General features: G+C 68.4%; 19 protein-coding genes. 10 read left to right on the top strand and 9 right to left on the bottom strand.

All coding sequences use genetic code 11. The annotated features are described in order from the left end of the window. Positions 1-10: 10 nt before the first annotated feature. Genes ACLBW1_RS08175 through pgi form a run of 3 tightly spaced genes read right to left on the bottom strand, consistent with a single transcriptional unit; the run spans position 11 to position 3,737 of the window. Positions 11-685, bottom strand: coding sequence for a hypothetical protein (locus ACLBW1_RS08175; RefSeq protein ID WP_447811336.1), 675 nt, complete (start codon positions 683-685; stop codon positions 11-13). A gap of 21 nt (positions 686-706) precedes the next feature. Continuing rightward, positions 707-2,074 carry a hypothetical protein gene (locus ACLBW1_RS08170; protein ID WP_447811335.1) on the bottom strand — a complete coding sequence of 456 codons (1,368 nt, stop codon included), beginning with the start codon at positions 2,072-2,074 and terminating at the stop codon, positions 707-709. Further along, complete coding sequence (pgi, locus tag ACLBW1_RS08165; RefSeq protein WP_447811334.1) at positions 2,058-3,737, bottom strand: glucose-6-phosphate isomerase; 1,680 nt, start codon at positions 3,735-3,737, stop codon at positions 2,058-2,060. Before pgi ends, ACLBW1_RS08170 begins: the two co-directional genes overlap by 17 nt. A 129-nt stretch (positions 3,738-3,866) precedes the next feature. On the opposite strand from pgi, the gene ACLBW1_RS08160 reads away from it, so the two are divergent. After that, positions 3,867-4,868, top strand: a complete 1,002-nt coding sequence (locus tag ACLBW1_RS08160) for a formylglycine-generating enzyme family protein (protein WP_447811333.1) — start codon at positions 3,867-3,869, stop codon at positions 4,866-4,868. A 23-nt stretch (positions 4,869-4,891) separates the two neighbouring features. On the opposite strand, the gene ACLBW1_RS08155 is transcribed toward ACLBW1_RS08160, so the two are convergent. Further along, positions 4,892-6,277 carry a sulfatase family protein gene (locus ACLBW1_RS08155; protein WP_447811332.1) on the bottom strand — a complete coding sequence of 462 codons (1,386 nt, stop codon included), beginning with the start codon at positions 6,275-6,277 and terminating at the stop codon, positions 4,892-4,894. After that, positions 6,274-6,594, bottom strand: coding sequence for a chorismate mutase (locus tag ACLBW1_RS08150; protein ID WP_447811331.1), 321 nt, complete (start codon positions 6,592-6,594; stop codon positions 6,274-6,276). The genes ACLBW1_RS08155 and ACLBW1_RS08150 overlap by 4 nt, the downstream gene beginning before the upstream one ends. Before the next feature lie 61 nt (positions 6,595-6,655). Between ACLBW1_RS08150 and ACLBW1_RS08145 the strand changes: the two genes are divergently transcribed. Together ACLBW1_RS08145 and ACLBW1_RS08140 are read left to right on the top strand one after the other, a co-directional pair. Then, the gene (locus ACLBW1_RS08145) at positions 6,656-8,545 is read left to right on the top strand and encodes a hypothetical protein (RefSeq protein ID WP_447811330.1); all 1,890 of its coding nucleotides are present in this window, start codon (positions 6,656-6,658) and stop codon (positions 8,543-8,545) included. A gap of 89 nt (positions 8,546-8,634) precedes the next feature. Then, the gene (locus ACLBW1_RS08140) at positions 8,635-11,127 is read left to right on the top strand and encodes a UvrD-helicase domain-containing protein (RefSeq protein WP_447811329.1); all 2,493 of its coding nucleotides are present in this window, start codon (positions 8,635-8,637) and stop codon (positions 11,125-11,127) included. Positions 11,128-11,175: 48 nt separating this feature from the next. Here ACLBW1_RS08140 and ACLBW1_RS08135 read toward each other — a convergent pair whose 3' ends face one another. Further along, positions 11,176-12,279 (bottom strand): M23 family metallopeptidase, encoded by a 1,104-nt coding sequence (locus tag ACLBW1_RS08135; RefSeq protein ID WP_447811328.1) that lies wholly within the window; start codon positions 12,277-12,279, stop codon positions 11,176-11,178. A 434-nt stretch (positions 12,280-12,713) separates the two neighbouring features. On the opposite strand from ACLBW1_RS08135, the gene sucC reads away from it, so the two are divergent. Then, complete coding sequence (gene sucC, locus ACLBW1_RS08130; protein ID WP_447811327.1) at positions 12,714-13,877, top strand: ADP-forming succinate--CoA ligase subunit beta; 1,164 nt, start codon at positions 12,714-12,716, stop codon at positions 13,875-13,877. Between the two features lie 14 nt (positions 13,878-13,891). Next, entirely contained in the window at positions 13,892-14,782 is an 891-nt protein-coding gene (sucD, locus tag ACLBW1_RS08125) for a succinate--CoA ligase subunit alpha (RefSeq protein ID WP_447811326.1), read from the top strand. A gap of 67 nt (positions 14,783-14,849) precedes the next feature. Here the strand turns inward: sucD and ACLBW1_RS08120 are convergent, their stop codons facing one another. Continuing rightward, positions 14,850-15,323, bottom strand: coding sequence for a DinB family protein (locus tag ACLBW1_RS08120; protein WP_447811324.1), 474 nt, complete (start codon positions 15,321-15,323; stop codon positions 14,850-14,852). A gap of 244 nt (positions 15,324-15,567) precedes the next feature. On the opposite strand from ACLBW1_RS08120, the gene ACLBW1_RS08115 reads away from it, so the two are divergent. Genes ACLBW1_RS08115 through ACLBW1_RS08105 form a run of 3 tightly spaced genes read left to right on the top strand, consistent with a single transcriptional unit; the run spans position 15,568 to position 18,210 of the window. Then, positions 15,568-16,464, top strand: a complete 897-nt coding sequence (locus tag ACLBW1_RS08115; protein ID WP_447811323.1) for a MetQ/NlpA family ABC transporter substrate-binding protein — start codon at positions 15,568-15,570, stop codon at positions 16,462-16,464. Next, a complete protein-coding gene (locus tag ACLBW1_RS08110; RefSeq protein ID WP_447811322.1) occupies positions 16,457-17,536 on the top strand; it encodes a methionine ABC transporter ATP-binding protein in 1,080 nt (359 codons plus the stop codon). Before ACLBW1_RS08115 ends, ACLBW1_RS08110 begins: the two co-directional genes overlap by 8 nt. Positions 17,537-17,538: 2 nt before the next feature. Continuing rightward, on the top strand, positions 17,539-18,210 hold the full coding sequence (locus ACLBW1_RS08105) for a methionine ABC transporter permease (RefSeq protein WP_447811320.1): 672 nt from the start codon (positions 17,539-17,541) through the stop codon (positions 18,208-18,210). A 94-nt stretch (positions 18,211-18,304) separates the two neighbouring features. Here the strand turns inward: ACLBW1_RS08105 and ACLBW1_RS08100 are convergent, their stop codons facing one another. Together ACLBW1_RS08100 and heR are read right to left on the bottom strand one after the other, a co-directional pair. Further along, positions 18,305-19,651: an ABC transporter permease gene (locus ACLBW1_RS08100; protein ID WP_447811318.1), complete on the bottom strand. Its 1,347-nt coding sequence runs from the start codon at positions 19,649-19,651 to the stop codon at positions 18,305-18,307. A gap of 85 nt (positions 19,652-19,736) precedes the next feature. After that, the gene (heR, locus tag ACLBW1_RS08095; RefSeq protein ID WP_447811317.1) at positions 19,737-20,528 is read right to left on the bottom strand and encodes a heliorhodopsin HeR; all 792 of its coding nucleotides are present in this window, start codon (positions 20,526-20,528) and stop codon (positions 19,737-19,739) included. A 92-nt stretch (positions 20,529-20,620) separates the two neighbouring features. Between heR and ACLBW1_RS08090 the strand changes: the two genes are divergently transcribed. After that, positions 20,621-21,373 (top strand): hypothetical protein, encoded by a 753-nt coding sequence (locus ACLBW1_RS08090; RefSeq protein WP_447811316.1) that lies wholly within the window; start codon positions 20,621-20,623, stop codon positions 21,371-21,373. 119 nt (positions 21,374-21,492) lie between these two features. Further along, positions 21,493-22,800, top strand: coding sequence for a DUF222 domain-containing protein (locus ACLBW1_RS08085; protein WP_447811315.1), 1,308 nt, complete (start codon positions 21,493-21,495; stop codon positions 22,798-22,800). Positions 22,801-22,815 lie beyond the last annotated feature (15 nt).

Genomic DNA, 22,815 nt, shown 5'->3' with positions numbered 1-22,815 from the left:
AGCGGAGAACTCAGCCCGTCGTGGCCGGCGAGGATGCCGGTGCGACCGGCGAACCGTCGGACCACACCACGGGCGCGGCCTTGTAGTCGGCCGAGGGATCGGTGGAGGTCTGCGCCCAGTAGATGACGCGGTCGAGGTCGACGCCCTTGTCGGCCACGGCGACGAAGCACGTCGCGTAGGAGTTCCCGCGTCCCAGGGTGCGCGGGGCCTTCGTCGCCCGGCACTTGTCGAAACCATCGGGCGGGGTCTCGGTGACCGAGGCGGTGCGGCCGTCGCTGCTGCCGGCCAGACCCACCACCGACGGCACGTCGAGTTGGCGGTTCGCGAGCTGGGTGACGGTGACGTGGACGTAGAACGGAGTACCGCCGTGGGTCACCGACTCCGGCAGTTCCGACGACGATCCGGGTTCGATGCCGGTGACGGTGAACATGGCGAGCTGACCGGCGGGGCGGAACGCGTCGGCGGGCAGGTACGCACTGGCGCCGAACGCGAGTGGCGTGCCGGTGGGGGTGCGATCGACCAGGCCGGCGGGGGCCACGACATTCGCCGACACCGGCACCGACGTGCTGGGGCGGGCCGGGGAATCGACACCCGCCGTCTCCGACCCGGACGAGCAGGCGGCCAGGACCGCGGCGGTGCCGACGAGCGCGAGCGCGGAGGTGACAGCGGTTCTCAACGTGACCATGTCAGTGATCGTATGCACCGGTCACCATGGATCGGCGACAAGTCCCCGCCGCGCCGCGACCGCGGCGCCGAGTTCACCCAGCCGATGGCGATCCATCGCGATGCCGCGACCCGACCGACCCGGCGTGACCAGGGTGAGCGTGATGCGTCCCGCCGACCGGCCCGACCACAGGCGCACGACCGTCCGCGACGGCGTGTCGGTGGGTCGGGGCGCCACCGACCGCACCGCCATCCCGGATGCGCGGTGCCCGCCGAGCTCGTCGAACACCCCGCCCAGGTCACCCAGCGGCGACACCAGCGCCTCACGGCCACCGGGATCGGGGACCATCGCGTGTGCGACACGGTCGCCGACGAGCTGCAGGAGTTCGGCGGGCATCCCGCCCGGCGGACCCAACCCGGATCCGGTCGCGCCGGCGCCGGCCGCCGCGTAGGCCGCACGGAGTTTGCCCGCGCAGGTGGCGGGGTCGTCGGCGGCGTCGATCACCGTCTCCGCCATCAGCAGCTCGCCTGCCTCGTCGCCGCCCGCCATGGGGACGGCGATCTCGACCGGTCCCGTGCCGCGGATCTCCTGCACGAGGTCGGCCGCGAGTGCGGCCGTGAGTGCGGTGGAGGTGGCGCCGCTCTCGGCGACGACCCGATCCCAGTGCGCCGCATCGACATCGAGCACCGCATGTACCTCCCGGACGGGCGGGCCGGATGCGGTCGGGGCCGGTCGCGACGGCGGTCGGGCGGCCGCCAGGAGCTCCGCCCGCACCTGCGGATCGACCACCGTCCGCGCGAGACTGCGCACCACACCCCACACGACGTGGATCAGCAGCAGCAGCGCGTCGACGAGGTCGTCCCGCATCCGTGGCGGTGTCGTGGGGGTGCGCACCGCGCTCGGGTCCGATCCGGACAGGGCCGCGCGGGCGACGCCGATCAGGCCGAGACCCTCGGTGACGACGTGCGAACAGCTGACCGTGACCGCCGAGCCGCCGTCGGTGACCGGACGCATCGCGATCTCCCACACCGGTCCGCGGTCGACGTCGAAACCCGCTGCGGCGCGGTCGTCGGCCCACGCCACCACCTCGTGCGGTTCCACCGGCTCGGTGTCGACCCGCAGCGGCGCCACCACGGCGTCGGCGACGAAACTGCGACGTGCGAACGGGATACGGGGGGTCGCGACCCGCCGCGTCAGGTCGCTGGTCGCGAGCAACCGGTGGAGATCGGCGAGATCGTCGGGCGCGATGGGTTCGGTGAAACGCCACACCCCCTGCATGACGACCTCGGCACCGCGGCCGTGGTTGCCGCGATAGAAGATGTCGTCGAGCACCGACAACCGGGCCGCCGCCGCGCGGTCGTGCAGGCGCGGTCGGCCGGTGCCGGTGGTGCGGTCAGACGTCGCGTCCACGCTCTCCTCGATACCACCGGATGAGGAAATCGGTGGACGAATCGTCCTGCGGGGCCGGGGCTGCCGGGTCGATGAGGACCTCGAGCAACTCCTTGGCCTGGGTCTTGCCCAGCTCGACACCCCACTGGTCGAAGGAGTTGATGCCCCAGATCGCGCCCTCGACGAACACCTGGTGCTCGTAGAGAGCGATGAGCTGCCCGATCACCGACGGCGTGAGCTTCGGCGCCAGGATCGACGTCGAAGGCCGGTTACCCGGCATCACCTTGTGTGCCACCACGTGCGAGTCGACGCCCTCGGCCGCGATCTCGTCGGCGGTCTTGCCGAACGCCAGGACCTTCGTCTGCGCGAAGAAGTTGCTCATCAACAGGTCGTGCATCGACCCCGACCCGTCGGCGTCGACGGGGAGATCGTCTGTCGGGGAGGCGAATCCGATGAAATCGGCGGGCACCATCCGAGTGCCCTGGTGCAGCAGCTGATAGAAGGCGTGCTGACCGTTGGTGCCCGGCTCGCCCCAGAAGATCTCGCCCGTGTCGACGGTGACGTGATGGCCGTGGGCGTCGACGGACTTACCGTTCGACTCCATCGTGAGCTGCTGCAGGTACGCCGCGAAACGCGCCATGTCGTTGGAGTAGGGGAGCACCACACGCGACTGCGCATCCCAGAAGTTGTTGTACCAGAGGCCGATCAGGCCCAGGATGACCGGCGCGTTCTGGTGCAGCGGCGCCGAGCGGAAGTGCTTGTCGACGATGTTGAAGCCGTGCAGGAAATCGGCGAACGCCTCCTTGCCGACGGCCGCCATCACCGACAGACCGATCGCGGAGTCGACCGAGTAGCGGCCCCCGACCCAGTCCCAGAACCCGAACATGTTGTCGGTGTCGATGCCGAAGTCGGCGACCTTCTCGGCGTTGGTGCTGACGGCGACGAAATGCTTGGCGACCGCGCCGTCCTCCGCGCCGACCCCGAGCCGCTCGAGCAGCCAGGTGCGGGCGGCGGTGGCGTTGGTGAGCGTCTCGAGGGTGGAGAAGGTCTTCGACGCGATCACGAACAGGGTGGTCTCGGCGTCGAGATCGGCGAGGGTGCCCACGAGGTCGGCGGGATCGACGTTCGACACGAAACGACAGCTGATCCCGGCGTCGACGTAGTGCCGCAGTGCCTGATAGACCATGGCCGGCCCGAGATCCGACCCACCGATGCCGATGTTGACGACGGTCTCGATGCGCTTGCCGGTGTGCCCGGTCCACTCGCCGCTGCGCAGCGCGTCGGTGAACGTGCCCATCGCCTCGAGCACCTCGTGCACGTCGCCGACCACGTCGCGGCCGTCGACCTTCAACGTCGCGTTCTGCGGCAGCCGCAGCGCAGTATGGAGCACCGCGCGGTCCTCGGAGGTGTTGATGTGCTCGCCCCAGAACATCGCGTCGCGCTTGCCCTCGAGATCGACCTCGCGGGCCAGCGACACCAACAGGTCGAGTGTCTCGCGCAGCACGCGATGCTTCGAGTAGTCGATGTGGAGATCGCCGACGTCGATGACGAGTTCGCGGCCCCGCTTCGGATCGACCGCGAAGACCTCGCGAAGGTGCATGGCGTACACGTGCGGCTGGTGGGCCGACAGTTCCTGCCAGGCGTGGGTACCGGTGATGTCGTGGTCGGTGGTGTCGCTCGTCATGGTGGACCTCTCGGCTCTGGCGTCGCGCGGGCTCGTGACCCTCTCCGCGATCAGCCTAGTGGCGACCCCGCGACCCCTTGACGGTGGCGCGCCACCCGCCCGAGCCCGCGCTTCCCTAAGGTGGTCGCCATGACGGGGTTCTCCGGCCGGGCGCAGGCGGGGCCCTGCTGCTCACCGGCCGCGGCCCGCGAGCGACCGATCCAGGAGCCCGCATCGATCGCGGCGACCGGTGACCATCCGGTGGCGCAACGCCCCCTGGCCGGGGGCGCCTTCGAGATGGGTGACCCCTATACCGAAGGCGTCGCCACCGACGGTGAGACGCCCTGCCATCCCGTCACCGTGGCCGCGTTCTCGATGGACGAGACCCCGGTCCGGAACCGCGATTTCGCGGCGTTCATCGATGACACCGGATATCGCACGACCGCCGAGAGAGCGGGATCGTCGGCGGTGTTCCACGCGCTCGTCGATTCGGCGTCGGCCGATGTGCTGGGTGTCGCACCGGCTGCGCCGTGGTGGTGGGAGGTGCGCGGTGCGCACTGGCGACACCCCTTCGGGCCCGGCCCACACCCCGACGCGGCCTCCTTCGAGCTCGCCGACCACCCCGTGGTGCACGTGTCGCACGACGATGCGCTCGCCTACTGCCGGTGGGCGTCGCGCGCGTTGCCGACCGAGGCGCAGTGGGAGTACGCGGCGCGCGGCGGACTCGCGGGCACCCGCTTCGGGTGGGGTGACGATCGCACGACACCCTCGGGCGCCGAGCTGTGCCACACCTACGACCCCGCGGTGTGGGGATCGCCGTTCCCGGCGCGACCGGGCTCGCGGGTGGGTGTCGCGCCGACGCTGGCCGTCGATGCCCTGCCGCCCAATGGGTTCGGGCTACGGCAGATGTCGGGCAACGTGTGGGAGTGGTGCGCCGACCGCTTCGACCCGCGGTGGTACCGACGCAGTCCGACGGCCGACCCCGCCGGTCCCGAGCGCGGCGCCACCCGGGTGTTGCGCGGTGGCTCGTACCTGTGCGACGACTCGTACTGCCGGCGCTACCGCGTCGCGGCGCGCTCGCACAACACCCCCGGATCGTCGGCGGGCAACACCGGTTTCCGCACCGTGTCCACACCCACGCCCCGGCGCTGAATCGTGCACTCGAGCGGGTGGGGCTACTCCGTCGAACGCAGTTCGCGCTGCTCGCCGCGGGGACGGCGGGAGGGGAGCGTCCGCCGGTCCTGGCGGGCGGCCTCGGACTGCAGCTGACGATGGTGTGCGCGCATGAACTCGGTCGCGATGGCATTGCCGACCGATTCCTCGGGGAGGTCGTCACCGGTGTCCGACCGCCAGCGCGCCAGTCGCGCGGCGAGGTCTGCGACGACCTCGGCGTACGCGGGGTCGTCGACGAGGTTCACCCGTTCGAGCGGGTCAGCGCGAAGATCGTAGAGTTCGCGCTCGGGGCGCGGCAGATCCTGCGAACCGTCGAGCGCCATCGCCGACGGACTGTCGAGGATGTCGAGCGGCAGACTCAGCGCCGGTCGGCGGGCGTAGTTCTCGATGTAGCTGTAATCCCGGGTCCGCACGGCGCGGATCGGGTCGAAGTTGTCGTGGTAGGTCTTCTCGGTGAACACCTCGGTGCGCACGGTCGAAGTCCCTGCCGCGCTGATCAGTTCGGCCGCGTGGGAGAAGCCCTCCATGTCGTCGGGCACGTCGAGGCCGAGGAGGTCGAGGATTGTGGGACTCAGGTCGACGCCGCTGAAAAGGTCGTCGTAGACCGCGGGGGCGATGTGTCGCCCGGTCGGCGGTCGGATGATGCACGCGACGCCGGTGCCCTCGGCGTACAGCGTCGACTTGGCCCTGGGGAAGGCCACGCCGTGATCGGTGATGAACACGACCCACGTGGTCGCGTCGAGTCCGAGGTCGGCGAGGGTGTCGAGGAGTCGTCCGACCGCGGCGTCGGCGGCGGCGATCGAACCGTGGAGGCCGGCGAGGTCCTCACGGACCGGCCACGCGTCGGGGAGGAACCCGGGCACGGTGATGGTCGCCGGATCGGCCGGCGGGTACTCGTCGGCCGGGTAGGGCCGGTGGGTCTCGAAGAACCCGGCCGTCAGCAGGAACGGCGACTCGCTGCCGTGCTCGGTGAGCCACTGCGAAGATCGGTCGACGACGTAGTCGCACAGGGAGTCCGAGACGTCGACGGTGTCGAAACCGAGTCGGGCCGGGTCGCTGCTCTCGTGCTGCATCCCGAACAGGGCGGTGGCCCAGCCGGCGCGGCCGAGGATCGCGGGCAGGGTGGCGACGTCGTCGTGGTACTCGAACCCGTGGTGGGCGAGGCCGACCAGCCCGGTCGAATGCGGATACCGGCCGGTGAACAGGGCTCCGCGCGCCGGCGAGCACAGCGGCGCCGCGGCGTGCGCGTCGGTGAGACGGATTCCGTCGGCGGCGAGTCGGTCGAGCACCGGGCTGTGTACGCCCGTCGCCCCGTAGCAGGCGAGGTGGCGTCCGAGATCGTGCCAGTGGACGAGGAGGATGTTCTCGCCGGACGTTCGCCCGGTCACCGGCCCAGGGGCCCGCGGCCGAGACGCAGCAGCATCATCGCGAGGGTGTGACCCTCCTGGCCGAGTTCGGAGAACCGCTGGAGGACCTTCATCTCACGGCTGTGCACCAGCCGCGGACCGCCCGACGCCATGCGGGTGCGTCCGACCTTCTTCGAGATGGCCGTGCGGCGTTTGATGGCGCCGAGGATGATCGCGTCGAGCCGGTCGATCTCGCGTCGCAGATCCTCGATCTCGTCGGGGAGGTCGTCGACGTCGGACGAGAGTCCGTAGCCGCTCAGGTCGATCGGCGAGCCGGCCGCATCGTCGGAGGCGTTCATCCGACCGATCTTGCCATGTGTGTCCGCCGATCCCGGGGTGGGCGACTGGTACCAATGAGCGATGGCGCACCCGACCCGTACGACCCCGGCCCGTCCGGTCGGCGTGCCCGTCGAGGGGTCACCGGTGCGTTCGGGTCGCGGACTGCTCGTCGCCCTCGGGGTGGTGCTGGGTGTCCACCTGCTGCTGCGCGGTTATGTGGTGGTGCGGGGCGACTTCTACTGGGACGACCTGATCCTGACCTCGCGCGCGGGCGCCGGCGGGTTCTTTGCGCCGTCTCTGCTGTTCGACGACCACGACGGCCACCTGATGCCGGCCGCGATGGCCGTGAGAGACATCGTCACCGCCGTGGCCCCGTTGAGCTGGCCGGTGGCCGCGGCGACACTGCTCGTCGGGCAGCTCGTGGCGTCGGCGTCGGTGGCGCGGATGGTCGTCGTCATCGCAGGGAGACGACCCGCCGCACTGGTCGCTCTCGCGTTCTATCTGCTGACGCCGATGGCCGTCCCGTCGTTCGCATGGTGGGCATCGGGTCTCAACAGTCTGCCGATGCAGGCGGCGATGGCATGGGTGGTCACCGACGCCGTGCTCCTCACGCGCGATCGGGGCACGACCACGGCACGCGGTCCTCGCCCTCCGACGATCATGGTTCGGACGATCGTCGTCCGGTCGACGGTGGTGTTCGCGCTCGGACTCGCGTTCTTCGAGAAGTCGGCGCTGATCCTGCCGGTCGCCTTCGCCGTCGCCGTGCTCGGCGTGCGGATGACCCAGCTCGCGCGCGATCCGGGAGAGCCGACCCGCGCATTGCCGGTGGTGTGGCGACGGGCGCGCGGTCTGTGGGTCTCGCTGGCGGTGGTGGCCGTGATGTGGGCCGTCGGCTTCGCGGTGATCGGTCGTCCGACCGCGGGCGAACACTCGCTGCGACAGACCGCCGCGCTCGTGTGGCGGTCGGTGTCACAGGGCATCGTGCCCGCCATCGCGGGCGGACCCTGGACGTGGGATCGGTGGATTCCCAGCCCGCCCTTCGGCACACCCACCGTCGGACTGCAGATCATCGGCTGGCTCATCGTCGTCGGGGCGGTCGTCGCGGCGATCCGTGCGCGTCGTGGCGCGGTCGCGGTGATGGCCTGCGCGGCCGTCTACATCGTGGTGGCCCAGGGGCTGGTCAGCTGGAACCGCAGCGCCACCACCACCGCGCTCGAGTTGTCGCAGACCCTGCGCTACCTCCCCGACACCGCCGTCGTGCTCGTCGCGGCGGCAGCGCTCATCATCGCCGCGCCTCCGCGTGCGGGCGGTGAGGCGACCCGTCGGGTCCGGGTGGTGGGAGCGGTGGTCGTCGCGTTCTCGGCGATCGGATCGGTGGTCTCGACGGTGACGTTCGCCGCGTCGTGGTCACACGACCCCACCGGCGACTACGTCGCGACCGCGAAGGCGTCGTTGGCCGCGTCGGCCGACACCCCGATGTTCCAGCAATCCGTGCCGCTGGAGGTGCTGACCCCGGTCGCCTACCCCGACAACCTCGTCGGGAACGTGTTCGCCGGCCTGTCGAAGCGACCCGAGTTCGGCGACTGGACGGGCGATCTGCGCGTGCTGAGCCCGAAGGGGACCATCACGCCGGGGGCGGTGACCAGGGCGCGGGTGTTCGCCGCCGGTGCGGGTGCCTGCGACCGCCCCGAGGTCACCGGACCGACCACCATCCCGCTCGACGGTCCGCTCATCCGGTGGCGATGGACGGTGCAGTTCGCCTACTGCGCGAACGCCGGCGGCGAGGTCGAGGTACGGATCGGCGACAGCACCCCGGTGATCGCGCCGGTCGAGGCGGGACTGCACGGACTGTGGGTGCAGGCCTCGGGCACCGGGACGACGGTCTCGGTGCGTCCCCGCACGCCCGGACTGGCGCTACATCTTGCCGCCGGTGTGGTCGGCGAGGTCTACGACCCCGCGCTCATCCGCTGATTGGTGGCGGGCCGCTCGCTGAGCGACTAGAACACCTGTGCGCATGGCGCGGGCATCGTGTCCGACCACGCGGGTAAGCTCTTGCCCTGATGACACCCCCACCGCAGCCCTCTCTTCCCGGCCTCACCAGGGGCGATCCCGCTGTCTCCGGGATGTCGGGCGACGCCCTCACCGATCGGGCCCGCGAGCTGCTGGAAGGCCTCAACCCCCAGCAGCGCGCCGCCGTGATGCACACCGGCGGCCCCCTGCTGATCGTCGCGGGCGCCGGGTCGGGCAAGACTTCCGTGCTCACACGACGTATCGCGTACCTGCTGGCGCAGCGCGACGTCTCGCCCGGCGAGGTCCTCGCCATCACCTTCACCAACAAGGCCGCCGCCGAGATGCGGGAGCGGGTGATCGAGCTCGTCGGCCCTCGCGCGAACCGCATGTGGGTGTCGACCTTCCACTCGACCTGCGTCCGGATCCTGCGCGCGCAGGCCGCGCTCATCGAGAGCCGCAACTCGAACTTCTCCATCTACGACGCCGACGATTCCAAACGGCTGCTGGCGATGATCGTCCGCGATCTCGATCTCGACCCGAAGAAGTTCAGCCCGCGCGGTTCGGGCATCCACATCTCGAACCTGAAGAACGAGTTGATCAGTCCCGAGTCGGCGGTGGCGACCGCAGCCGAGGCCGATGACGACACCGCGACCACGCTCGCCGACATCTACACCCGTTATCAGGCACGTCTGCGTGCGGCCAACGCCTTCGACTTCGACGACCTGATCGGCGAAACCGTTGCGCTGCTGCAGAATCACCCCGAGGTCGCCGAATACTACCGTCGCCGCTTCCGCCACGTGTTGGTCGACGAGTACCAGGACACCAACCACGCCCAGTACGTGCTGGTGCGCGAGCTGGTGGGCACCGGCGAGGGAGCGGTGACCCCGTCGGAGCTGTGCGTGGTCGGTGACGCCGATCAGTCGATCTACGCGTTCCGCGGTGCGACGATCCGCAACATCGAGGAATTCGAACGCGACTTCCCCGACACCGAGACCGTGCTGCTGGAACAGAACTACCGCTCCACGCAGACGATCCTCTCTGCAGCGAACGCGGTGATCGCGCGCAACCCCAATCGGCGCGAGAAGAAGCTGTGGACCGACGCCGGCGAGGGCGAGCTCATCGCGGGCTACGTCGCCGACAACGAGCACGACGAGGCGTCGTTCATCGCCCGCGAGATCGATTCCCTCTGCGACAGTGGCGAGTTCACCTACTCTGACGTCGCGGTGTTCTATCGGACGAACACCGGGTCGCGATCGTTGGAGGACATCTTCATCCGCCTCGGTATCGCCTACAAGGTCGTCGGCGGCGTGCGGTTCTACGAGCGCAAGGAGGTCCGCGACATCGTCGCGTATCTGCGGGTGGTCGCCAACCCCGATGACACCGTGAGCCTGCGGCGCATCGTCAACACCCCCAAGCGTGCCATCGGCGACCGCGCGCAGGCGTGTGTCGCGGTGTACTCCGAGAACGCCGGCGTCAGCTTCTATCAAGCGCTGATCGACGCCGCCGCAGGCAACGTGCCGCTGCTCAACAGTCGTGCTGTGAAACAGATCTCGGGTTTCGTCGATCTCATCGAGGGGCTGCGCAACGATTTCCTCGCGGTGTTCGGCGAGTCCGACACCCCCGACGCCGACACCACCACCATCGACGCCGGCTCGGAGAGTGCCGACATCGGTGAACTCGTCGAGGCCATCGCCCACCGTTCGGGGTATCGCGACGAGTTGGAGGGGTCGAGCGATCCGCAGGACGGGGCGCGTCTCGACAACGTGAACGAGTTGATCTCGGTGGCAAGGGAATTCAGTGCCGACGCGGCCGCCCTCGATCCCGCCGACCGTCCCGACCCCGAGGAGGGGCTCCCCGAGCCGGGTTCGCTCGCGGCGTTCCTCGAGCGGGTGTCGCTGGTCGCCGACGCCGATCAGGTGCCCGACAGCGCCGCGGGCATGGTGACGATGATGACGCTGCACACCGCGAAGGGACTGGAGTTCCCGGTCGTGTTCGTCACCGGCTGGGAGGACGGCCAGTTCCCGCACATGCGTGCCCTCGGCGACCCTGCCGAGCTCAGTGAGGAGCGGCGGCTGGCCTATGTCGGCATCACGCGCGCCCGCAAACGGCTCTACGTCACCCGGTCGATGGTGCGGTCGGCGTGGGGCCAGCCGGTCTCGAACCCGGAGTCGCGGTTCCTGCAGGAGATCCCGCAGCATCTCATCGACTGGCGCCGCACCGAGCCCCGACGTCGCGAGCGGTCGTTCGGCAGCTCCGGCGGCTTCTTCGGCTCCGATTCGTTCCGCTCCGGGGGTAACGGCAACGGCAACGGTGAGCGCAGTTCGGCCCGCGGTCGCAGCTCGTATTCGGCGAGTCCCACGCGGGGACGCAACAACCAGGTGTCGGTGGTCGTCGGCGACCGCGTGAACCATGCGAAATACGGCATGGGCAAGGTGGTGGCGAAAGAGGGTTCGGGGGCCACCGAGCGGGTGACGTTCGATTTCGGCAGCAGCGGTCGTATCACGCTGATGTCACTGGGCGGCCTGCCCGTCGACAAACTGTGAGGGCTGAGGCGGGCAAGCTGTAGAGCTGAACGGGGTGGGGCGGGTGCGCTATCCGGTGTAGTTCGACAGCGGCACGCCGTGCTCGGGGAACCAGGGCATCGGATCGACCTTCATGCCGTTCACCCACCGCTCCACGTGCACGTGCGGACCGGTGGAGAACCCCTCGTTGCCGACGCGTGCGATCACCTGGCCGGCCATCACCTTCTCGCCCTTGGTCACGAGCACTCCGCTCGACGCCATGTGGCCGTACATGAAGATGCTGCCGTCGGCCGCCTTCACCTGGATCCAGTTGCCGAAGCCCGACGCCGGTCCGGCCTCCACCACGACACCGTCGGTGGCGGAGTGGATCGGGGTGCCCAGCGGGGCGGCGAAGTCGATGCCGCCGTGGAAGGCGCCCCAGCGGTAGGCGAAGCCCGAGGTGAACTGGTAGAGCCCCATGTCGACCGGCGAGGCGTAGAGCGGGGTGCGTGAGGCCGCGTCGGCGGCCTTGGCGTCGCGCGCCATCTTGTCGCCGGTGGCGAGCTGGTCGGTGAAGTCGTGGAGATCGGTGGGCGCGGCGCCGGGTGCGACGGCCGCGTCGCCGGTGACCGACGGGTCGAGAGGGGTGACCGCGGCGGCCCGGTTCACCGAACCTGCGGCGGGTTGGGCCTTCTGCGGCGCCTCGGTGGTCGATCCGGTGTCGATCTGTCCGCTGACGGCGACCACGGCCGCTCCGGCGGCGACGGCGAGGAGTGCGGCACGGCCCTTGAGGGCGGTGGGCGGTGCGGCGACGCGGTGCTTGCCACGCGAGCGCGGGGCGCGGGTCTGCGGGAGGCGCTGGGGCGCGGGCTCGGCGTCGGCCGGATCGAAGTGGTCAGGTCGGGCGCCGGTGACCGAGAACGGGTGGTGATGAGCCGTCTCGTCGAATTCGATCTCGGCGATCAGGATGTCCTGGGTGACCTCGGCAGGCAGCGAGCGCCGGCGCGGGGTGTCGCGCACAGGGCGGTCGGTCTCGTCGGAGGTACGGGAGTACCGCTCGTTGGTGCGGGCGTTGGAGGCCGCGGTGTACGGGTGGGCGTCGGCTCGAGACGGGTCGGCGAACTCGGCGTCGAGGTCATCCCAGTCGATGGGGATGATCGAGGTGATCTCCTCAGGTCGCACCCGTACTCCCAAGACTGCACCTTCCGAATTCGACACACAGCCACCACCGAAATTTCTCGGTACTGGGCGTGAGCTGCGCCTTTCGGCGACGATCCCCGTTTGAGTTCCGTTGGCGTTCCCCGCGGGGGGATGTGGTCGTGACCACGTGCCTTGGAGACGGTAACGAAATGATTGCAGCGTGTGCAACCGCGCGCGAACAGTTCGTCATCGATGTGAGCTGCATCACAAGACCGGGTGGCCAGGGGGAATCGGGAGGAAACGGACCCGAACGATCGCTCGTGCGGCACCTCTCCTACGCTGGGTCAGTGATCTGGGGCACATGCGTCGGGACTGTCCCCGAGCGCTTCACACCTCGGCGATACAGTCCGTTGGGGCTCGCGACCGCAGACGATCCTCGCGGGAGAACAACTATCAGGAGCGGGCAAACACTAGAGATGGTGAGCTGAATGGATCTGTTCGAATACCAGGCGAAGGAACTCTTCGCCAAGCACGAAGTCCCCACATCGGCCGGACGTGTTACCGACACGGTGGCCGGGGCGACGCAGATCGCCGAGGAGATCGGCAAGCCCGTCATGGTCAAGGCTCAGGTCAAGGTCGGCGGCCGCGGCAAGGCCGGTGGCGTGAAGTACTCGAAGGATGCCGCGGAGGCCACCGCCAACGCCGAGGCGATCCTGGGACTCGACATCAAGGGCCACGTCGTCAAGAAGCTCCTCGTGGCCGAGGCCAGCGACATCGCGGAGGAGTACTACATCTCCTTCCTGCTCGACCGCACCAACCGCACCTACCTGGCGATGTGCTCGGTGGAGGGTGGCGTCGAGATCGAGGTGACCGCCGAGGAGAACCCCGACGCGCTCGCCCGTATCCCCGTCGACGCCGTCAAGGGCGTCGATCTCGCCTTCGCCCGCGAGATCGCCGAGGCCGGGAAGTTGCCCGCCGAGGTCCTCGACGCCGCGGCCAACACCATCCAGAAGCTGTGGGAGGTGTTCATCAACGAGGACGCCCTCCTCGTCGAGGTGAACCCGTTGGTTCGTACGCCGGACGATCAGATCCTGGCGCTCGACGGCAAGGTCACCCTCGACGCGAACGCCGACTTCCGCCAGGAAGGTCACGCCGAGTTCGAGGACAAGGATGCGACCGATCCGTTGGAGCAGAAGGCCAAGGAGAACGACCTCAACTACGTCAAGCTCGACGGACAGGTCGGCATCATCGGCAACGGCGCCGGGCTGGTCATGTCGACCCTCGACGTCGTCGCGTACGCCGGTGAGAAGCACGGCGGCGTGAAGCCCGCCAACTTCCTCGACATCGGAGGCGGTGCCTCGGCCGAGGTGATGGCCGCCGGTCTCGACGTCATCCTCGGCGACGATCAGGTCAAGAGCGTGTTCGTCAACGTCTTCGGTGGCATCACCGCGTGCGACGCGGTCGCCAACGGCATCGTCGGCGCGTTGAAGAAGCTGGGCGACGACGCCAACAAGCCGCTCGTCGTGCGCCTCGACGGCAACAAGGTCGAGGAGGGTCGAGCGATCCTCGCCGACGCCGACCACCCGCTGGTGACGCTGGCCGAGACCATGGATTCCGGCGCCGACAAGGCCGCCGAACTGGCGAGCAAGTAAAGGACTGCTGACTCATGTCGATTTTTCTGACCAAGGACTCCAAGGTCATCGTCCAGGGCATCACCGGCGGCGAGGGCACCAAGCACACCGCCCTGATGCTCAAAGCCGGCACCCAGGTCGTCGGTGGCGTCAACGCTCGCAAGGCCGGCACCACGGTGAGCCATGATGGCGGTGTCGAACTGCCCGTGTTCGGCTCGGTCTCCGAGGCCATCGAGAAGACCGGGGCCGACGTCTCCATCGCCTTCGTGCCGCCGAAATTCGCCAAGGACGCCATCATCGAGGCGATCGACGCGGAGATCCCGCTGCTGGTCGTCATCACCGAGGGCATCCCGGTGCAGGACTCCGCCTACGCGTGGGCCTACAACAAGTCCAAGGGCGAGAAGACCCGGATCATCGGGCCCAACTGTCCCGGCATCATCACCCCCGGCGAATCGCTGGTCGGCATCACGCCCGCCAACATCGCGGGCAAGGGTGAGATCGGTCTGGTGTCGAAGTCGGGCACGCTGACCTACCAGATGATGTTCGAGCTGCGGGACATCGGTTTCTCCACCGCCATCGGCATCGGCGGCGACCCGGTGATCGGGACCACCCACATCGACGCCATCGCGGCGTTCGAGGCCGATCCCGAGACCAAGGTGATCGTGATGATCGGTGAGATCGGTGGCGACGCCGAGGAGCGTGCCGCCGACTACATCAAGGCCAACGTCACCAAGCCGGTCGTCGGCTATGTCGCGGGATTCACTGCGCCGGAAGGCAAGACGATGGGCCACGCCGGCGCCATCGTGTCCGGCAGCTCGGGCACCGCCCAGGCCAAGAAGGACGCCCTCGAGGCGGCGGGGGTCAAGGTCGGCAAGACGCCGTCGGAGACCGCCGAACTCGCGCGCGAGATCTACAAGAGCCTGTAGCCCGACTCTCGTCCACGGCCGAGCCCCGATCGTCACCAACGACGGTCGGGGCTCAGTCGTCTCCTGATCAGGTCCGCGCGGCGAGGATCTGCTCGCGGAGGATCTCGGCGTGCCCGCAGTGCTGGGCGAGCTCGCGCAGCAGGTGGAGGTACGTCGTCCACAGCGGATGCGGTGTGCGGCCGCGTACCTCGGTGTCGAGGTCGAGTTCGGCGGCAACAGTTCTCGAGTGATCGCACGCTGCGCGGTGACCGGCTTGGATGGTCGCGATGGTGTCCTCGGGACCCAGCACCCAGGAGTCCTCGACCGATTCGGGCAGGCCGATCTCCGCGCGCGAACGGCCACTGATGTCCTGGTCGAACCAGACGCGCTCGGCGAAGGTCACGTGCTTGAGCAGGCCGAGTGGGGTGGTGGCCGACGGGACGAGAGACCGGCGCGCCTCGTCCTCGGTGAGTCCGTTCAGGCTGTCGTGCAGCATCGTCCGGTGTTCGTCGAGCAACTCGTCGAACCGGTGCCGGAAGCCGTCGGACGCAGGGATCGTCATCGCCCCAGCATCACCGACCGCCCGGCCCGTCGCAATGGGTGTGCGTCGACGACGCCCGGACGCTCTGCCCTTTCGATTCGACGGATCGAAACCTGCGCCCGCCGTGTTGCTGCTGGTCAGATCCGTGTTGCACTGTCGGGCAACGCATCTGTGACCGGTTGGATGTCCGCTTCGTGCCTACCATCTCCATGCGCCGCGATCATCGGCGCGCACGTGAGCCGGCGATCCCGGCGTGGAGAAGGACATGGCAGTGCATCTGAGAACAGCGGGTTGGAAGAAGTTGGCGGTCGCGGTGCTCGCGACCGTGTCGGTGGTGGGGAGTGTGGCGGCCTGCGGGTCCGACTCGGACTCCGACACCGTGAAGATCGGTGTCGCCGACGCCGCGGAGAGCTACTGGAACGTCTTCAAGGAAAAGGCGGCCGATGACGGCATCACCGTCGACCTGGTGAACTTCACCGACTACAACCAGCCCAACCCCGCGCTGGCCGAAGGCGAACTGCAGCTCAACGAGTTCCAGCACATGCTCTACCTCGCGACGTACAACCAGAAGAACAACCAGAAGCTCGTCCCGATCGGCGCCACCGCGGTCTACCCGCTGCCGCTGTACTCGACCAAGCACACATCGGTGTCCCAGATCCCGCAGGGCGGGTCGGTCGTCATCCCCAACGATCCCACCAACCAGGCCCGTGGGTTGCTCGTCCTGCAGCAGGCCGGGCTCATCTCACTCCGCAACGGTGGCAACGGGTTCTCGACCATCGCCGACATCGACAAGGGTGCGTCGAAGGTCACGGTCACCGCCGTCGACGCCGCCCAGACCGCGCAGAGCCTCGACTCGGTCGACGGTGCGATCGTCAACAACAACTACGCGACCTCGGCGAAGCTGGGCGAGGACAAGATCATCGCCAAGGACGACCCGAACAGCGACATCGCCAAGCCGTACATCAACGTCTTCGTCGCCCGCGACCAGGACAAGGACAACGCCACCTACAAGAAGCTGGTCTCGATCTACCACGATCCCGAGGTCGAGGCGGCGGTCAAGAAGTCGTTGGGCGGCAACGGGGTTCTGAAGAACAACGACCCCGCCGAGTTGCAGCAGCTGACCGTCGACCTGCAGAAGCAGGTCGCCAGCAACGGTGGCTGAGCACGCGAACGCCGCCGCGATCTCTTTCCGGGGCGCCACCCGCCGTTTCGGTGGGGGGCGTCGCCTGGGTCGGTCCGACACTCCGGGCACCGCAGCGGTCGACGGCGTCGACCTCGACATCGCGGCCGGCACCGTCACCGGCGTCATCGGCTACTCCGGCGCCGGCAAGAGCACCCTGGTGCGCCTCATCAACGGTCTCGAACGACCCGACTCAGGCCAGGTCATCGTCGACGGTGAAGACATCAGCACCGCGGGCGAGCAGCAGTTGCGACGCGTGCGTCGCGAGATCGGCATGGTGTTCCAGCAGTTCAACCTGTTCTCCTCTCGTACGGTCGCGCGCAACGTCGAGTTCCCGCTGCGCATAGCGGGTGTCGCGAAAGACGAACGGGCGCTGCGGGTCACAGAGCTCCTCGAGTTCGTGGGTATCGCCGACAAGGCGAAGCAGTACCCACGTCAGCTGTCCGGCGGGCAGAAACAGCGGGTCGGGATCGCTCGGGCGCTGGCCACCTCGCCGAAGATCCTGCTGGCCGACGAGGCCACCAGCGCACTGGACCCCGACACCACGTCGGAGATCCTGTCGCTGCTGCGTCGGGTGAACCGTGAGCTGGGCACCACGATCGTGGTGATCACCCACGAGATGGACGTCATCCGCGAGATCTGCGACCGGGTCGCGGTTCTCGACGGCGGCAGACTCATCGAGCAGGGAGACGTGTACGACGTGTTCGCGCATCCGCAGTCGGCGATCACCCGTCGGCTGGTGCGCAGTGCGGTCGGCGACGTCCCGTCCGACGAGACGCTCGCCCGGCTGCGAGAACGACACACCGGCCGGTTCGTGACGGTCGCCATCCGGGATTCCGGCGCCGACGGTGCCGGCACGGTGGACGTCGCCGACCACTTCGCGCAGGCCGGCGTGGGGGCGTCGATCGTCTATGGCGGCATCGTCGAGCTGTCGCGACGTCCGTTCGGTGCGTTCACCGTGGCACTGCAGGGCGACGACGCCGACATCGATGCCGCGGTCGCCGGTCTGCGCGCGGTCACCGACGTCATCGAACACACGAAAGTGGGTGTCTGACCATGTTCCTCGGAGACATCATCACCCCGGAACTGCGGCCCGTGTTGTGGGACGCGGTCATCGAGACCTTCCAGCTCGTGGGGTTCACGCTCGTGATCGGCGGCGTGTTGGGGCTCGGCCTCGGCGCGCTGCTCTACGCCACACGACCGACGAACCTGCTCGCGAGCCCGGTGGTCTACACGGTGCTCAACGTGGCGGTGAACATCGTGCGCCCCATCCCGTTCATCATCTTCATCACCGCGATGGCGCCGGTGACTCGCGAGGTGATGGGCACCCGGATCGGCACCGAGGCGGCGATCTTCCCTATGACGGTGATGGCCGTGTTCGTGATCGGCCGCGTGGTGGAACAGAACCTGGTGTCGGTCGACCCCGGTGTGGTGGAGGCCGCCCGTGCGATGGGGACGGGCCGGCTGCGCACGCTCGCAACGGTTGTCGTGCCCGAGGGGTTGGCGCCACTCATCCTCGGCTACACGTTCATCTTCGTCGCGATCGTCGACATGTCGGCTATGGCCGGGTACGTCGGCGGTGGTGGACTCGGTGACTTCGCCCAGCAGTACGGGTATCAGCAGTTCGACGCGAAGCTGACCGTCGTCGTCATCACGATGCTCGTGGTGCTGGTGCAGCTCGGCCAGTGGCTGGGTAACACGCTGGCCCGCCGGGCCCTGAAGCGCTAGCGAGCACACTGAGATCGTCCGGTCCGGGCGCCGCCGTGGACACTCCGTCCACGGCGGCCTCCCAGTCGGACGATCTCGGTGGGATGCGACAGGCCTAGCGCGGCGCCTCGTGCTTCGGATGGCGGATCGCTTCGCGCATCTCGTACTCGCGCTCCTCGTCGGCGAAACCGCCACCGAGGTTGTTGCCGTCGAACATCGGGTCGCCGCGGAACTGCGTCTCCATGTCGTCGACCGAGTAGCGACCGGCCTGCACGAGGGTGTCGGACTCGTCTGGGCGGTCGGTGTCCGCGACCTCGTCCTTCTCGATCGGGTTGGCGTCGGAGTCGAGGCCGTGTGCGGTGAGTATGCGTTCGCGGTCGGCCATGCCCTTGCGCATCATCGCGCCCTGGGCGGCGGCCATCATGGTCGTCTTGCCCGCGAGGATCCGGTCGAACTCCTTGCTCTCGCGCCACCGCTTGCCGACCAACATCGTCACGATGCCCAACAGGGCGTAGCCCGCCGCCAGCAGCAGCGGCTGCCAGAGCGGTTCGCCCACGCCGTAGAGCTCGCGCTTGATCATCTCGGTGATGCCGTGACCGACGACGAGAGGGTTGAGGTCGCCGAAGATGCGGGGCACCATCCACGTCGGGTAGGCCGCACCCGACGACGGGATCGACAGGAACACGAACATCAGCAGCGCGACGGCGGTGACGAAGCGGCCGAAGAAGTACGAGAGGCCGTTGACGGCGAGTCCGATCGCGAGAACCCACAGGAACGAGATCCCGATCATCGGCAGCAGGTGGTCGGAGGAGTACACACCGATCACCGGGCCGGCCAGCAGGTTGGTGAGGACCGATGCGACGACGGCGCCGCCGGCGAGGATGCCGACGCGCGTGCGGTGGCTCAACGGCGCACCCATCATGCCGATGAACATCGCGACCATGTAGCCGCCGATGCACCACGACAACATCAGGTACATCGCGCCCATGCCGTACGAGTCGCCCGCCGGCAGCGGGGCGATGTCGTTTATCTGCACCGATGAGCCGCTCTGGGCGAAGGTCTGGGTGAAGGCGCTCTTCATCAGCGAGGCGGCCTGGAACTGGTGCGCACTGGCGATGGTCACCATCGGCTTGCCGCCGGCCTGCGACGGAAGGCTCAGCGAGGCGGCGGCGCTACCGTCGCGCACGGCCTCGGTCGCCTCGTCGGCGGTCTGGTAGAGCCGGAAGTCGAACATGCCGGGCTGCGCCTTCGAGAACTGGTCGGTGAACGTCGACGCGGCGGGGGAGTTCACGACCGCGACCGGCGCATCGTGGATCTGCGGGGAGTGGAACGCTCCGAGGTAGCAGAAGCAGAAGGCGATCATGAAGAAGACCGGCAGCCACAGCTGCAGTCCGATCATCTGCAGCGCGGGAGGCAGCGAACCGTAGAACGCTCGCCACCGGGTGGTCAGGGCCTTGGTCATGGCAGCTCCCCTTGTCGCCGGAATAGTAGATGTATAGCCCAACTATATGCAGAGCGCATCTATTTCCGGATCGGGGGAGAACTTCTCACACGGCGAGCGAACCGCCGAAGATCTGCCACGCGAGGAGCGACTTCGCGACCAGGCTGAGCACCAGATACGTCTTCTCGCCGAACGCATAGCTGCGCCACGGGCCGATCTCCCGATACTGCAGCCACTGGTTGATCGCGAAGGTCGAGAAGAAGACGAGCAGCGACACGAAGATGCCGATCACGAACGAGGGCACCCTGTCGCCCGCACCCACGAAGTTGACGACGATCGCGACCCAGGGGGCCGCGCCCGCGACGCACCCGAACCAGAACGGCAGCATCGTGGTGCTCGCGCGGCCGGGTGGGTTCATACGTTCCTGCAGCCACCCGAACAGGATCATCGCGATGTTCGCGCCGCACACCGCGATCACCGTGCCGATGTCGGTGAGACCGAAGTAGAAACCGATCAGCACGATCATGATCGTCGCGCTGATCGAGTACTCGATCCACCGGAACCGGTTGATGCCGCGCCGCAGGTCCGATTCGTAGGCGCCGCGTGCGAGCGTCGCGGTGAGCAGGTGGTCGCCGGCGGCGAGGAACAGGAACACCGCGATCGCCGCACCGATCGAGACGTCGACCAACGACGACGGTGGCGGCTGGGCGGCACCGGGCGGACCGGTGGGGAACGACGAGTTGATGGTGATGGCGAAGCCGTTCCCCAGCAGCAGTATCGCCACGGCCTGCGCGGCGTGCAGCACGGTGAGGCCGACGTTCCACCGGCGCAACCCGGCGAGCGCGGAGTCGGTGACCCCGGTGGCGACCGGGGCGGCGGAGGTGCGAGGTGCGGACATGGTCGCGACGCTACGGCAGGAGCGTGCTGCGAACGCGTGAACAGTTCGCCGAATCCGGGCCGGAGGACGTCGGGGCCGTTACCGTGACGAACATGTCTGCGAACAATCGGCGCCGTGGTGTCGGAACCCTCTCGGCGCTGGCTGCGATGATCCTGGTGTGCGCTGCGTGCGGATCCGACGACGGCGCGACCCCCGCGCGCACCGTGACCGTCACCGCGTCGGCGTCGACGAGTACATCGGCGGGGGGTGACCCGACGGCATCCGAGAATTCGTCGGATGACTCGACCACCGGCGAGACGACCTCCGACGGCGACGCGACCACCGCTCCTGCGGCGGCAGGGCTTCCCGCGCAACCTCCGACGACCGGCTCCCCCTCGAAGTGCGCGGGCATGAAGGTCGCCGGATCCGGAGACATCACGCACCCATCGTGGGGGCCGACTCGCGTGTTCGCCATGATCGGAAACGGACTCGGTCCGCAGGACGCGTGCCTCATCGCGGTCGACGGGAACAATCGCGTGCGATGGAGTTTCGTCGACGGCAACGGCGAATCGCGGTGGGGCGTCGCCTCGCCCGCGACCGACTCGACCGGGAATCTCTTCGTGACCTACAACCCCGGTCGCTACGACGGGGTCATCGTCCTGCACCCCACTGCGTCAGGGTTCGCGCCGATCGGGACCACCTACAGCGACGGCCCGTTCCGCTACTACCACGCCGAACTGCAGGGTCCGGGTGCGTCGGGTCAGTACACGATCAAGCAGTCGAACAACGACTGCAACCCGGCGTGCGCGAACGGCACGATCACCTCGAAGATCCTGCGCTGGAACGGAACCGACTACGTCGGCTGATCGACGGCTTGTTCGTGGCGACCGTCGATTCACTGTGAACGGGGTTGTGGCTGTGCATGTTTCGACTGTTCCTGCGTTCTCCCGCAGGGATTGTCAGAGGGTGTCGCTAGGCTGAGGTCATGTTCGCGGGGGTGGATGTGACGGGGGTCGACGACCTGTTGGCGTCGCCGTCTGCCCATGTCGCGATCGCGATCGCCAGGGATGCGCAACGGTCGGAGAACCGTTGCGCCGCAGCCAAGGTGATCGCCGCCGGTCGTCTCCACGCGATCCGATTCGCCGCCATCAGTGCCGGTGAGGATGGCCTGGGCCCGCAGTTCGGCAACATCGCCGACAAAGGTGCGACCGTGGAGGTCGCGACCACGTTGGGCGTGTCGACGTCCAAGGCCACCACGCTCATCGGTCTGTCGATCCTTCTCGAGGGTCTGCCGGATCTCCGAGCCGCATTCCTCCACGGCGACATGGATCTCTACCGCGTGAACATGATCGCCACCACCATCGGCACCCACGAGCCCCTCGTACGCAAACAGCTCGAGGCGGAGGCTGTCCGCCTCGATGCCGATACGGCGATGTCGCACAGGCAACTCCGTGACCGGCTCGAGGAGATGAGCATTGATCTCGATCCCGAGCAGGCAGCACATGACCGGGAGGCGTTCGCCGAACAGCAGGATTTCCGGGTGAAGCCCGATCGGCACGGGCACTCGGCCATCACCGGATGTGTCCCGGCCCAGAACGGCGTCGAGATCGACGGCCGGATCGCTGCCCTGGTTGCCACGCTGTGCCCTGCCGATCCGCGGTCGATCGGCCAGAAGCGTGTCGCAGCGCTCCTCGCGATGGCCCGCGCCGAGAACACACTGTCGTGCTGGTGTGGATCCGACCACTGCCCGAGCGCGTCGGCCGATCGATCCGCCGAGGTGGAACCGACACGAACGATGGTCGTGCTGCACACCGACCTCGACACGATCATGGCAAGCGAGATCCCCGGCGGCCCGGCCATGATGACTCCGTGGATCGAGGGCCACGGCGCGATCGATCCGGCGTTGGCACGGGCACTGTCGACCGAGGCATCGTGGGAGACGCTGGCCGACGACGTCCTCACCGACCGCAACCAGTCGTCGGCGTCCGGGGCGCGGCGGGGACGCCGCCGCCCCCGGGGACGATCGGCTGCGTGCGGCAGGGTCACCGCCAGACATCGGGTCACACCCCGGCTCCGGGACCGCCCCGCGGTGCCCTCACCTACTCGCCGTCACAGTCGTTGCGCGAGTGGGTCGAGAACCACGATCAGCACTGCAGGTTCCCGTACTGCAACCAACCGCCCGGCGCCTGCGAGATCGATCACCAGATCCCGTTCGACCACACGAACCCGGCCGGCGGTGGGTGGACGATCCGGATCAATCTCGCGTTGCTGTGCGTGCTCCATCACCACGTGAAGACCGTGGGGCTCT

Source organism: Williamsia sp. M5A3_1d (assembly GCF_053345315.1).
The sequence above is the reverse complement of the archived record's forward strand: the minus strand, read 5'-3'. Positions and strand labels throughout refer to the sequence as shown.